The 12,663-nt window shown below is 44.2% G+C and carries 12 protein-coding genes and 2 pseudogenes; 6 read left to right on the top strand and 8 right to left on the bottom strand.

Annotated elements, in window-relative coordinates; all coding sequences use genetic code 11:
* Positions 1–74: 74 nt before the first annotated feature.
* Positions 75–1,499 (top strand): methyl-accepting chemotaxis protein, encoded by a 1,425-nt coding sequence (locus L1D55_RS02905; protein WP_239916449.1) that lies wholly within the window; start codon positions 75–77, stop codon positions 1,497–1,499.
* 435 nt (positions 1,500–1,934) lie between these two features.
* On the opposite strand, the gene L1D55_RS02900 is transcribed toward L1D55_RS02905, so the two are convergent.
* A complete protein-coding gene (locus tag L1D55_RS02900; RefSeq protein ID WP_239916448.1) occupies positions 1,935–2,663 on the bottom strand; it encodes an HAD-IA family hydrolase in 729 nt (242 codons plus the stop codon).
* A 327-nt stretch (positions 2,664–2,990) separates the two neighbouring features.
* On the opposite strand from L1D55_RS02900, the pseudogene L1D55_RS02895 reads away from it, so the two are divergent.
* Both L1D55_RS02895 and L1D55_RS02890 read left to right on the top strand, forming a co-directional pair.
* A pseudogene (locus L1D55_RS02895) lies at positions 2,991–3,745 on the top strand (IS3 family transposase).
* Positions 3,738–3,953, top strand: a pseudogene (locus L1D55_RS02890) (IS3 family transposase); the annotation flags it as partial. The pseudogenes L1D55_RS02895 and L1D55_RS02890, both read left to right, overlap by 8 nt.
* Before the next feature lie 34 nt (positions 3,954–3,987).
* On the opposite strand, the gene rimI reads toward L1D55_RS02890, so the two are convergent.
* The 4 genes from rimI to L1D55_RS02870 form a co-directional block, all read right to left on the bottom strand.
* A complete protein-coding gene (gene rimI, locus L1D55_RS02885; protein ID WP_239916447.1) occupies positions 3,988–4,443 on the bottom strand; it encodes a ribosomal protein S18-alanine N-acetyltransferase in 456 nt (151 codons plus the stop codon).
* A complete protein-coding gene (locus L1D55_RS02880; RefSeq protein ID WP_239916446.1) occupies positions 4,436–4,834 on the bottom strand; it encodes a DNA polymerase III subunit psi in 399 nt (132 codons plus the stop codon). The genes rimI and L1D55_RS02880 overlap by 8 nt, the downstream gene beginning before the upstream one ends.
* A 158-nt stretch (positions 4,835–4,992) precedes the next feature.
* Positions 4,993–5,496, bottom strand: a complete 504-nt coding sequence (locus tag L1D55_RS02875) for an N-acetyltransferase (RefSeq protein ID WP_239916445.1) — start codon at positions 5,494–5,496, stop codon at positions 4,993–4,995.
* Positions 5,480–6,007, bottom strand: a complete 528-nt coding sequence (locus tag L1D55_RS02870) for an SCP2 domain-containing protein (protein ID WP_164880306.1) — start codon at positions 6,005–6,007, stop codon at positions 5,480–5,482. The genes L1D55_RS02875 and L1D55_RS02870 overlap by 17 nt, the downstream gene beginning before the upstream one ends.
* Positions 6,008–6,264: 257 nt before the next feature.
* On the opposite strand from L1D55_RS02870, the gene L1D55_RS02865 reads away from it, so the two are divergent.
* The 3 genes from L1D55_RS02865 (at position 6,265) to L1D55_RS02855 (ending at position 10,392) form a co-directional block, all read left to right on the top strand.
* The gene (locus L1D55_RS02865) at positions 6,265–8,304 is read left to right on the top strand and encodes a bifunctional diguanylate cyclase/phosphodiesterase (RefSeq protein WP_171367381.1); all 2,040 of its coding nucleotides are present in this window, start codon (positions 6,265–6,267) and stop codon (positions 8,302–8,304) included.
* 177 nt (positions 8,305–8,481) lie between these two features.
* Positions 8,482–9,495 (top strand): peptidase U32 family protein, encoded by a 1,014-nt coding sequence (locus L1D55_RS02860; RefSeq protein ID WP_004740627.1) that lies wholly within the window; start codon positions 8,482–8,484, stop codon positions 9,493–9,495.
* A gap of 18 nt (positions 9,496–9,513) precedes the next feature.
* Positions 9,514–10,392, top strand: a complete 879-nt coding sequence (locus L1D55_RS02855) for a U32 family peptidase (RefSeq protein ID WP_239916444.1) — start codon at positions 9,514–9,516, stop codon at positions 10,390–10,392.
* An 85-nt stretch (positions 10,393–10,477) separates the two neighbouring features.
* On the opposite strand, the gene L1D55_RS02850 is transcribed toward L1D55_RS02855, so the two are convergent.
* The 3 genes from L1D55_RS02850 to L1D55_RS02840 form a co-directional block, all read right to left on the bottom strand.
* Complete coding sequence (locus L1D55_RS02850; RefSeq protein WP_239916443.1) at positions 10,478–11,815, bottom strand: MATE family efflux transporter; 1,338 nt, start codon at positions 11,813–11,815, stop codon at positions 10,478–10,480.
* An 88-nt stretch (positions 11,816–11,903) separates the two neighbouring features.
* Positions 11,904–12,311, bottom strand: coding sequence for a MarR family transcriptional regulator (locus L1D55_RS02845; RefSeq protein WP_239916442.1), 408 nt, complete (start codon positions 12,309–12,311; stop codon positions 11,904–11,906).
* Between the two features lie 115 nt (positions 12,312–12,426).
* Positions 12,427–12,663, bottom strand: a 237-nt coding sequence (locus L1D55_RS02840) for a transposase (RefSeq protein WP_239916214.1), incomplete at its 5' end; no start/stop codon positions are given.

The following is a 12,663-nucleotide window of genomic DNA, read 5'->3' as shown; positions in this document are numbered from 1 at the left end:
ACTCGGCTTGCATCACATTTTTATTGAAGTCGGTTATTTAGAGTCCACGGTAAAGGATTTACCGTGGAGTTTTTATGAAAGAAGTACAATTTCGAACGATAGACAAACTGTTTATCAAAATGTCTATTAACGACAAATTTTGGGTTATTTTCTTAATCTTTCTCGCCGCTGTGGCAAGCTTGTCAGGCTTAAATTACGTTAATAAAGTGGAATATATTGACGCTAGTGCAAAGCAACAAGCCGAATATAAACTCCAGGGCATTTTGTCAGCATCAGACACCCCAACTAACGTGAGTGGCATTACTCAACAATCACGTCCACAACAAACTACGATTTCAACTAATGGTGTTGTGACTGCAACGGCAATCGCTAATGATGGCAATTATTACTCACTCACCGTTTCTAATAACGATATTCAAAACCAAAAGCAGCAAGCACTGTACACCTTATTACTCAGCTTTTTATGGTGTGTGCCTTTTGGTCTTTTCTGCTACTGGGTCGCTACTTTCTTAGGTGGTGCACTTTGGGTACTTTACACAACTACTCAAAAGATTGGTGACGGTGATTTAACCTCACGACTCGGCTTCCACCCTGGACGCGATGAATTCGGTACGATCGGCTGCGCACTAGATCGTTCAATGGACACATTGACTGAGCTTGTTAATAATGTGAACCAAAGTGCTGCAACGCTTAGTGAAACGTCTTCTTCCTTCGAAGCTGAGATGAAACGCAGCGAAACACAAATCATGAGTCAGAACGCTTCTCTCGATTCTGTTGCGTCAGCTATGGATCAGATGACCGCTTCAGCGAATGAAGTGTCTAACATTTCCGCAGGCTCTACCGAGCAAACTGAGCAAGACGCACAACAAATCAATGACAGCCACGCTAAAGTTCAGCAAGCTATATCAGAGATCACCACACTTTCTTCTTTGATTGAGCAAACCTCTTCTTCAGTAACAAGCCTGAACGTTAACACTAGCCAAATTAATGAAGTAATCACCACAATTAACGCAATCTCAGAGCAAACAAATCTATTGGCACTCAACGCAGCGATCGAAGCCGCTCGTGCGGGTGAACAAGGTCGAGGGTTTGCGGTTGTCGCCGATGAGGTAAGAACGCTTGCAAGCAGAACTCAGTCTGCCACGGTAGAAATCCAAGCGATGATTGAGCGTTTGCAACAAGAGAGCCGAAATATCGCTAAGATCACTGAGCAAACGGTCGACCAAGCACAAACTAGCAGCCAGTTGATTTCTAATATCGGTGACGACGTAAACTCAATCGCAGATTCAGCTCAAGCGCTGATGGATATGAGTATTCAAATCGCCACGTCAGCGGATGAGCAAAGCAACGTGGCAAATACTATTGCAGCTGAACTTAACGATATTCGCAGTCAATCAGATGTGATTAAAGATGTCGCACAAAACTCATCGAATGGCGTGTCTAAATTAACAGAAGCGTCTGTAACCCTATCGCAGACATTGTCGAGATATCGCACCTAAACGTTTGTAGATAAGTGGCACCTAGCTCGCGCGAAAGAATCATCTCGTTATAGAGCAAAGGGACAACAACAAATAAGGGCTCACATGAGTCCTTTTTTATTGGATGGCGTTAATACCATAAGAAAAATGAGCCCACTAACGATGAAGTTATCATTACCATGAAGCAAGTCGCAAAGGAGAGAATATAAAGGAGCAAAACTGTCTAATAAACGAGCTTAAGAGTAGTCTATCTATACGGGTCTTATTTTCGCTTACCCTCTTGCTGCAGGTGACACATAATGAATAAAACAGAAGCACCAAACATCGAAGACGTGACATGCCCTTTGTGCCAACATGACGAATACCTACTTTCAGAAAGTGGAGAGAAGTTTACTTGTGCATCCTGTGGGTTTCACACAAAACAATTTAGTAAAGTACTCAGCCTTCAACTAGGCGCTAACCCACCAAAGCTGCAGAGTTCGGTTTATCACCACTTGAGCAGTGCTTGCCATTAATCCAGAGAGAAATCTCTTCCAAACTATAGATATCCTGAGCCGCTAGCTCCGCTGTGTCGGCTTCTGGATCGCCATTTACTGATTCGTCTAGATTTGGTCTTAACCTAAATGACTGAATGCCAGCACGGACCCCTGCTTCTATGCCTTTCAAGGTATCATCAACATAAATACACTCGTTGGGCAAAAAGCCCATATTCATTGCTGTGTACATGATCAAGTCAGGTTCTGGCTTCCAGCTGTTTGCATCGAATGCTGAAAACACCTTACCTTTAAAATCGTCGAGCATACCTGTCATCGCAAGAGAAGATTCAACACGAGATTTGGGCGCGTTTGAAGCGATACAAAATTCTATGTCTTGGTTCTTCAGAAATTCAATCAGTTCAACGGCTCCATCCATTGGCTTTAGGTGACGTTGAAACAGTGCTTCTAGTTCAGCTCGATATAATGGCTCTAGTGTGTCAATTGAGATAGACAGACCCAGACGTGTCTGTGTGTCCATTAAAATATCGGCTAGCTTCCCCCCTTGAAAGTGAGCGTAGCAGTCGTTGAGGCTTAGCTTGGCCCCAAATTCGCTGAAGACATTGACTAAGGCTTGGCAGCACAGCTTTTCACTGTCGATAAGCGTGCCATCGCAATCAAATATCACACATTTAGTCTGTTCTAACCGCATAGTTCTCTCACTCAGATTAAATCCAAGTTTTATCCTATAGGGTTCTTTCAAAGTGAGGGATGACTGAGGTAACAGTTTACGGATGCATGCTTATTTCTCTTCACAAAATATGCAGCAGATCACCTTCTGAGCCGCCATAAGCAACAGTTTTCATCAAACTATCACCAGACTTGCAGTATCAATGCCTGAAAGCTTTACAAAAAACTAAAGTTAATAGGAGAAAATATAAATATTAGAATACAAAATCGTTGTACAAAGTATTAACTGATCCGCCCCAGCAGTTTTGGACACTGAGTTAAGTGAGTACAATCACTAACGAGGTGAACAATGACAACTAAGAAAACTAGAATTAAACATTCCCCTGAATTTAAAGCAGAAGCCCTGAAGTTAGCAGATAAAGTGGGAGTAGCTGCGACAGCAAGACAGCTTTCTTTACATGAATCTCAAATCTACGGGTGGCGAAAGAACTCGAAGAAAGACACCAGTACTAGTCAGCGAGAGCAAGAACTAGNGCTGCACGCAAGTTTAAGTGCACTACGGACAGCAAGCATCAAATGCCTGTTGCTCCAAACCTGTTGGCTCAGAACTTTAGCGCATCGGCTCCGAATGAAAAATGGGCTGGAGACATCACCTATATAGCCACAAGCGAAGGCTGGCTGTACTTGGCGGTAATTATTGACCTTTACTCAAGACAAGTAATTGGATGGTCTATGGATACCAGAATGACGGCTACGCTGGTCTGTGATGCGCTATCAATGGCGTTGTTCCGTCGCGGATTCCCCGAGCAGGTTATCGTTCATAGTGATCGAGGTAGTCAGTACTRCTCAAAGGATTATCGAGATCTCATAACTGCTTATAATCTCAAGCAAAGTATGAGTAGGAAAGGAAACTGCTGGGACAATGCTTGTGTTGAGAGTTTCTTCCATTCTATGAAAGTGGAAGCGATCCAATATGAGCCGATTATGACGAGAGAGCAGATGCGCCAAACGATCTTCGAGTACATAGAGGTTGATTATAATCGAACGAGAAGGCACAGTGCTCTTGGGTATCTAAGCCCAGTTAACTTTGAACANTATGAGTAGGAAAGGAAACTGCTGGGACAATGCTTGTGTTGAGAGTTTCTTCCATTCTATGAAAGTGGAAGCGATCCAATATGAGCCGATTATGACGAGAGAGCAGATGCGCCAAACGATCTTCGAGTACATAGAGGTTGATTATAATCGAACGAGAAGGCACAGTGCTCTTGGGTATCTAAGCCCAGTTAACTTTGAACAACAAAATGTCGCTTAATGAAGTGTCCAGTCTGGCTGGAGCAGATCAATCACTAGCTAAAAGACATAAAAAGATAGCTCATAATGATGGCGTCTTCTTGTCCTTGCTTGGTTGGGTAATAGTTACGACGACGGTCCACCTCATTAAAGCCGACCTTTTCGTAAAGGTTAAACGCATTCACATTACTTTCGCGTACTTCTAGCCAAGCACTTTCCGCGTCAGCTTGTTCACAGATATCTAAGAAGTGTTCAGTCAGCGCCTTACCATAGCCTTTGCCTTGTTGGCTTGGATCCACAGCAATATTAAGGAGCGTCACTTCACCAACGATATTCTGCGCGAAAAAGTATCCGACCACTTGCCCGTCAACTTCAAGAACATGATGACAAGCACCTCGGCTATCGAGATCTCGGATCATAGTCTCTGACCATGGGTGAGAGTGCGCAGCCTGTTCTATCTGCCAAATAGCGTCTAGATGATGGGGTGAAGTCGGTAAAAATTGATTAGTCATATGCACAAATTTGTTGCCATAAGTCGCGGCGATGTTGGTTATTGCCATTGATGTCAGACAGCAATGGGGATTGCAGTGTTTTTGCTTTGAGCTCTTGAGCAGATTCACATCCAGCAAACCACACCCACTCAACATTACCTAGTTCGATTGACGTTAGATGTTGAGGCTGAATATGCAGAGCCTGAGATAAATCAAGCTTGATACTTTTCAGCACACGCTCAAACATCACGGCGAGATCGCCCTGGGGTTTTTCAGGCGAAACCAGAAGTAACTTGCAATCACTCGCTAGCGGAGTCAGTTTTGATTCATAACCCGCCAAACGTTCTGGGTGGCTAAGCTCCCATTGGCTGATGCCCATCTCTTGCAGGTACTGTGCGTGTGTTTGTGACATATCTAGCGGTTATTACCTTAGGTTAATAGTGAGCGGCTAATTAGAGCAAACTAAAAAGAGCTCATTAGAATTGGGCTGATACTAACAAAAAATAAAGGAGCATCAAGCTCCTTTATTTAGACTAAATCAGTTTGTATCTTATTGCGTTGGACATTGCTTTATAACTCATTGAATTCAGAGCTGTAAGCCACCTCACCAGAATGCCCAGCGAGTGCCCCTTCAACCAGTTCAATGGCTTGGAAAGCACCTTCAGGAACATCCCAAGAGCAGCTTAAACCAAACTCGCTCGCGGCTTTAAAGCCAAAACGATCATAATAAGCAGGATCACCAAGCACGACACACGCTGGGTAACCAAAATCAACCAATGTAGAGAACGCATCTTCAACCAGAGCTTTAGCAATGCCTTGATTGCGAAACTCTTCTTTCACTGCAAGCGGAGCAAGCCCTTGCCAATTATGATCTTCACCATGCAGAGTAATCGGGCTAAACATTACGTGGCCAATAACTTCGCCCTCATCAGAACAAGCCACCAGCGATAGTGTTAAATGACTATTCTCACGTAGGCTCATAACCAGGTTAGCTTCTGCATCCGTTTCAAAAACAGATTTCAATAGACGATCAATGACAAGTATATCTGCCGGTGCTTCAGTTCGAATAAGCATTCATTACCTCACTTTGTGTATCCGGGGATTGTACTCCCTTCTGCACAAAATCAGCTAATTGATTTAACAAAGTTTTCAAGGGAGCTGGCAATAAGTCTAAATCTACGCTGTCCATCAAGTTTTTAACCTCTAAACCGAGCTCTGTATCGCCCTCTATAGACAGTCTACGTTGGAAGAAAAGCGTATCAGGGTCTTCTTTACGACCAGCAATTAACACAAGATCATTGAGATTGCCGCTAAAGCTAACATCTTCAACAACCTCTTTATCAGCTACAACTAGTTGCTCATTTTGGTAGCTAATACACCAACTTAACCCCATATCCTTTATTGAGACTTTAAGCCATTTATCTTCTAAAAACTCAAAGTCGCCGTCTTCTAGCGCTTCTTTGAATACGTTCTTAAGCCCCTCTAACAAGGCTCTTTTTTGTACTGTTTTAGGCAATAACTGGACTGGAGATCGCAAAATTGATGCGGCATTTTGAACTAGTTGAGTGCGAATCTTGTTTATCACGTGACTTATCCGTAACTTTGTCAATAATATGGAATGCATCATAGATGATGTTGAGATCTCAGTTACTGTTATGTATCAAATTAACTTCTGTTTGATGCTCGACCTTTAATATCCTGAAAATCACAGTTATAGTAACTCAGGTAATGAGAATTACAGCGGATCGCTGCACTCACAGGTAAATATCGATAACCACACAAAAGAAATAAATATTTATCGATTGTGAATAATCAAGCTCTTGGAGAATTGGTAGTACTTTGATGCCTCCCCAGCAACTACAACATTGGTTTACTCAGCTAACTGCAAACAGCCCGTTCTTTTTTGCAGTGCTTGATGCTCAACATAACTACTTTATGGTGAATGAGCGTTATTGCGATATTGCTGGTTTAAGCCAAACTGAGCTTGCAGGCATGAACGACCGCCAAACCCTAGGTGAACAATTCTACCAACACCTAAAACCATACTACGAACGAGCATTCAACGGCGAAACCATTGAAGCCGAAGTCACCCTTAACGAAACTGACCTCGACACAAGCCTCCACTTCAGCTTGTCCCCGCTTACCAATGGCAAGAATACCGATTACATCGTCTTCCACGCTTTCGACACATCAGAAAATCAAGTACTCGTCCGTTCTTTAGAAGAATCCGAAGCCAAGTTTCATAAGTTATCTCAGCTACTACCTGACGGGCTACTGCTGGTTGAAAACGACTATATCTTGTCGTCTAACCCATCGGCTGCACGCTTGCTCGGTTTTAACTCTCCGACTGAACTCATCGGTGAAGAGTTAGGACGCTTGTTTATCGATGAACAAACCAAAACGGTCTTTAATAATAGCCTCAGCTCTATTATTTCTGAGTCTGGTTTGGTTTGCTTAACCGGTGCTCGATGTGGCTTTGAACGTAAGGTTCAACTCAACATCGACTCGACTGCGATTCTTGGAAGTAGCACTCAGCTTGTGCTCATTCAGGACGCTCAAGAGACCACTAAACAATATACGCCTACCAACAGTGAAGATGCCTACATAGACTCACTCACTAAACTCTACAATCGAGTGGGTTTTACTAAACGTCTGGAACAGTTCATTCACAATGACACTCCGGTTGTCATGATGTACTTAGACATTGATAACTTTAAGAATATCAATGATTCACTAGGGCACCATATTGGCGACAAAGTGATTAAGGAAGTGGCTTCGCGCCTTAAGCGCCTGCTGCCACGTCAAGCTGTGATTGGGCATCTGGGAGGCGACGAGTTTGGTATCATTCTGCCAGAGCCTGAGCATCCAAGAACCGCAGAAACACTAGCAGAAAAAATCATTTCGCTGATCAATCAGCCCTTTGACCTCCACCACTTCAGTAAGCGCTTAGCTTGTTCAATTGGTAGTGTGCGCTTTCCTCAAGACGGCATCGATGCTCGTATTTTGCTGCAAAACGCTGATACTGCGATGTATGAAGCCAAAGATCGTGGTCGTAACCGCTTAATTAAGTTCAACGAGCAGATGAACAAAGAAGCGCGTATGCGACTGTGGCTTGAAATCGAACTACAAAAAGCACTCCAGCAAAACGGACTTGAAGTTTGGTATCAGCCAAAGGTGAATGCTCGTGATTTTACCATCAATGGTGCAGAAGCTTTGGTCCGTTGGAAGCACCCGGTTGAAGGCTATATTAGTCCTGCTGCATTTATCCCTGTCGCAGAGCGTGCTGGTCTTATCGAACAACTTGGCCGTGTGGTGATGCGTGAAGTATTTGCAACCGTGAAGCGTTGGAAGATGCAAGGGATCCTGCCAGGTCGTGTTGCAATCAACCTTTCTCCAGAACAGTTTGGCAACCCTAAACTGATTGATTACATGGAGAAACTACTACGCTCTACTGAGCTAGACCCAAGTGCAATTACCTTTGAGCTTACTGAAAGCGCTGTGATGAGTGACAGTGAACACACAGTACAAATGCTTAACGCGATTAAAAAGCTCGGCTTTGCTCTCTCCATAGATGATTTTGGTACTGGTTACTCTTCTCTGTCTTACCTAGCTCGCTTCCCAATTGATGAGCTTAAAATCGACCGTGCTTTCATCTCGGATATCGATACCCTTCCAAAACAGATCACCGTGATTGAAAACATCATCAACCTCGGTAAATCCCTCGATTTAACCGTGGTTGCAGAAGGTGTCGAGACCAGTGAGCAAGCGACCCTCCTGTCGAACCTCAACTGCAGCTCAATTCAAGGCTTCCACTTCTATCGTCCGCAGCCAAAACAAGATGTCGAAGAGTTATTCGCACAAAACCGTCGTCATAAGAACTAATTACACGATTTAAGCCCTATCCTCTTATCAGAAAAACGACACACAAATCACCACTCGTCAGTACCTCAAACGGAGTAAAAGCAGATTTATCCATCTAAACCTGCCTTACATCAATTCTGTCATTCATAATTCTTCATAAAATGCCCGCTTCAACTTAATTCTACTGGTAGTGAGCAAATGGAACTCTTATGCCCAGCGGGTAACTTACCTGCTTTGAAAACCGCCATTGATTGCGGTGCGGATGCTGTTTATATCGGATTCAAAGACGATACCAATGCCCGACACTTTGCAGGCCTTAACTTTGCGGGTAAAAAGCTCGATCGTGCTGTGCAGTATGTACATGACCACAACAAGAAAATTCATGTTGCTTTAAATACGTTTGCTCACCCAAATGGCTTCGAACGTTGGACTAACGCCGTGGACAACGCAGCCGCTCTGGGGGTTGATGCACTGATCATCGCTGATATCGCTGTCCTTGAGTACGCTGCAAACAAATATCCAGATCTAGAACTGCACCTATCAGTTCAAGCTTCTGCAACCAATGCCGCTGCGATCGACTTCTACCATAAGAACTTCAACGTAAAACGTGTCGTACTGCCGCGCGTATTATCGATTCATCAGGTCAAACAGCTTTCTCGCAACATCACTTCTGACGTTGACCTCGAAGTATTCGCTTTCGGTAGTTTGTGCATCATGGCAGAAGGCCGTTGCTACCTATCTTCATACATGACGGGTGAGTCACCGAACACGGTTGGCGCTTGTTCTCCAGCTAAATACGTTCGCTGGCAAGAGACAGAAACCGGCCTAGAATCTCGTTTGAATGAGATCCTTATCGACAAGTATGTAGCAGGTGAAAACGCAGGCTACCCTACGTTATGTAAAGGCCGTTTTGAAGCAGATATCGATGGTGAACGTAAGCGTTATCATGCACTCGAAGAGCCAACGAGCCTTAACACGCTATCTATGCTGCCTGAATTATTCGCAGCTAATGTCGCTTCCGTAAAAATTGAAGGTCGTCAGCGTAGCCCTGCTTATGTAGAACAAGTAACTCGTACTTGGCGTGCTGCCATCGACCGCTACTTAGCAAACCCTGAACAGTACCAAGTAGAACAAGCTTGGAATGCGACACTGGCGAATGTATCTGAAGGTACACAAACCACGCTTGGCGCTTATCACCGTAAATGGCAATAGAGCCAACTGGAGAACTCAATGAAATACGCATTAGGCCCTCTACTTTATTTTTGGCCAAAACAAGACGTTGAAAGCTTTTACGAGCAAGCAAAATCAAGCTCAGCAGACATCATCTACCTAGGTGAAGCGGTATGTTCAAAGCGTCGCGAAATGAAAGCAAAACACTGGATGGACATTGCTAAAGAGCTGTCTGCATCAGGTAAGCAGGTGGTTCTGTCGACTATGGCGTTGTTGGAAGCACCTAGCGAAGTCAACATCATGAAGAAGTACATTGATAACGGTGACTTTGCCATTGAAGCGAACGATGTGTCTGCCATTCAACTGGCTAGCGAAAGCAAAGTACCATTCGTAGTTGGCCCAGCAGTAAACACCTACAACGCACGCACGCTGAACTTATTCTTAAAGCAAGGTATGACGCGCTGGTGTATGCCGGTCGAGCTTTCTCGTGAATGGCTGAGCAATGTGATGACACAGTGTGACGAGCTAAACATCCGCAACAAGTTTGAAGTTGAAGTGTTCAGCCACGGCTACTTACCGCTAGCGTATTCAGCTCGCTGCTTTACGGCTCGTGCAGAGAACAAAGCCAAAGACGATTGTGAAACCTGCTGTATCAAATACCCAACAGGCCTTCAAGTTGAGAGCCAAGAGGGTCAGTCAGTCTTCAACCTTAACGGCATCCAGACTCAATCAGGCTACTGCTACAACTTGGTGAATGACTTACCAAACATGCATGACTTAGTGGATGTGGTTCGTTTAAGCCCACTTGGCGTTGATACCTTCTCTGAAATCAATAACTTCAGAGCCAACGAACAGGGTCAAAACCCAATGAAGATTGAGAGCCGCCAGTGTAATGGCTACTGGCATCAGCTTGCAGGTTTAGACGTTAAGAACATCTAAATACTAGTTTCAAAACGAAGCGATTTTCAAAACGAAAAAGGTCTAGCACATGCTAGACCTTTTAATTTGTCTCAAGAAAATCGACCTATGCCGTTGCGGTTTCCATCGGCGAGGCGTCGAGCTTCTTTACGTCTTTGTAGAGCATCACCATCACCACCGCGCTCAACGCGATATTAGACAGTGGATACGCAATCCATATTCCCGGCACACCATACAACTTAGGCATAATGTAAAGGAACGGTAGTTGAATCAGCATGTTACCTACCGTCACGAACATCGCCTTACTGCCTTTGTTCACCGCCTGGTAGTAAGCCCCCGCAACCACTAAGAAGCCATCAAGCGCCAATGCAAACATGTGCAGTCGAATACCCAATACGGTGTACTCAACTAGCTGAGGTTCGTCCGAGTTAAACACTGAAACAAACTCACGTGGGAATATGTTCAATAACAATACAAACGCGACACCAATCAAGACAGAGCTCGACATCGCAATCTTAAGCAACTTGCGAATATTCGCTTGGTTACGTGCACCATGGTTGTAGCTCACCAATGGTTGCATACCATTAGCGATACCTTCCGCAGTTAGGTAATAAACCGTCACGATGTAGCCCAAAATAGCGTAAGCACCAATCATCAACTGGTCGCCATATTGAGAGAACAAAGCGTTGTGCAATGCCACCATCATTGAGCTATAAGCGTACATAAAGAAGCTTGATGTACCAATCGCGAAAATCTGTGGGATTACCGCAAGCTTCAATCTCAACTCACTCCAACGTAAACGCAGGTTTGCACGGCGTGAGAAGAAGTAAGCGAGACCTAAAGCCGTCACCACAAACTGAGCAATCGCTGTAGCCAATGCCGCGCCCATCAACTCCCATCCAAATAGAGCGATAAGCAAGTAATCCAGAACGATATTAATGACCGCACCAATAATCATCAGGATAGTCGCTAGATTCGGGCTATCGTCGTTACGCAGTAGAAACGGCATCGCGATAGAACCCAAGGTAAACACGCTGGCGCCAATCAAGATGTGTAAGTACTGCAAACCAAGCTCATACACTCGCCCTTCTGCGCCCTGCCAAAGCAAAAAGTTATCGGCAAACAGATACAGCAAGACAGAAACAATGGGGGTTATAGCTAACAACAAAGTCAAACCCGTAGCTAAGATCTGCTTAGCACCTTGAGTATCTTTTTCACCTTGGCGAATCGATACCAGAGCACCAGTACCGACACCCACCAACATACCTAGGCCAAGAATCGAACCGATCACCGGCCACGCGACGTTGATACCTGCCAGCCCATCAGCGCCGACATAACGACCGATAAAGATGCCATCCACAACTTGGTAGAGGCCATTAACTAGCATCGCCGCAACCGTTGGGATTGTGTATCGCCAAAATTGACGACTAATTGAGTTACTCATTTCTTACTCTACTTTCATTGTGAGTCACATATAAGTGGGACATGACTCGATAAATTAGTTAATAAGGCTAACTAAATATCTAAATTAATTATTTCAACGCTTTGTCTAATAACTGATTCAGTTGCTTAGACTCTTGATCAGACAAACGGCTTTCCAGTATTTGTGCCATCACTTGATAGATCTTGCTCTCTTCTTCTAAACCTAATTCTGCTTTTTGAGTCAGTACCACGAGTTTAGATCTCGCGTCTTCCAGTGACGCCTTACGCTCCACAAGGCCTTTTCTCTCGAGCCTTTGTACCATAGTCGTCGCTGAAGGCTTGGTCACCTGCATTTCAACAGCAAGATCGGTCAATCGAATCGGCTCAGGAGACGCCTGAATCACCTTCAAGTAATCATATTCGTTGAAGCTCAACTGACAGATAGGATCTTCATTTACCTGTGTTCGCCATACTTTCGAGGCGAAGCGTTCTATCTTCTCTAAATTCTGGTTTAGCATACTCACCCAATCAAAGAATGGCATTTAGTTAGCAAGACTAACTATTTTAATCCTGTTTAAATAAAAAGCAATCCAAAACGAGACAAAGATCATAAAAAGTAGGAACAAAAAAGGTTCATCGCGGCTTTCCGGGGAAAGCCGCTTTTATCTTCAAGAAGAAGTAGTCTGTATCTCGATACCCATACCCCATTCGCTTGATTAACTTTATTTTGTTGTTTATCCCTTCCAATGTGCAGGTGTTGAGCGGATAACTTGCCGATCCAATAATACCGTGAAGATAAGGCCTCAGTTTTCGTGCGAACTCTTTCAATGGCTTAATTCCACTTTCTTGCACTTGTGCCCACCATACCTC

The sequence above is a fragment of the Vibrio sp. Isolate22 genome (assembly GCF_022398115.1).
Lineage (GTDB): Bacteria > Pseudomonadota > Gammaproteobacteria > Enterobacterales > Vibrionaceae > Vibrio.
This window is presented reverse-complemented; position numbering and strand designations above follow the sequence as displayed.

Coding starts and splice junctions, on each gene's coding strand:
- L1D55_RS02905 (WP_239916449.1), top strand. CDS start 75: ATGAAAGAAGTACAATTTCGAACGATAGACAAACTGTTTATCAAAATG.
- L1D55_RS02900 (WP_239916448.1), bottom strand. CDS start 2,663: ATGCGGTTAGAACAGACTAAATGTGTGATATTTGATTGCGATGGCACG.
- rimI (WP_239916447.1), bottom strand. CDS start 4,443: ATGACTAATCAATTTTTACCGACTTCACCCCATCATCTAGACGCTATT.
- L1D55_RS02880 (WP_239916446.1), bottom strand. CDS start 4,834: ATGTCACAAACACACGCACAGTACCTGCAAGAGATGGGCATCAGCCAA.
- L1D55_RS02875 (WP_239916445.1), bottom strand. CDS start 5,496: ATGCTTATTCGAACTGAAGCACCGGCAGATATACTTGTCATTGATCGT.
- L1D55_RS02865 (WP_171367381.1), top strand. CDS start 6,265: ATGCCTCCCCAGCAACTACAACATTGGTTTACTCAGCTAACTGCAAAC.
- L1D55_RS02860 (WP_004740627.1), top strand. CDS start 8,482: ATGGAACTCTTATGCCCAGCGGGTAACTTACCTGCTTTGAAAACCGCC.
- L1D55_RS02855 (WP_239916444.1), top strand. CDS start 9,514: ATGAAATACGCATTAGGCCCTCTACTTTATTTTTGGCCAAAACAAGAC.
- L1D55_RS02850 (WP_239916443.1), bottom strand. CDS start 11,815: ATGAGTAACTCAATTAGTCGTCAATTTTGGCGATACACAATCCCAACG.
- L1D55_RS02845 (WP_239916442.1), bottom strand. CDS start 12,311: ATGCTAAACCAGAATTTAGAGAAGATAGAACGCTTCGCCTCGAAAGTA.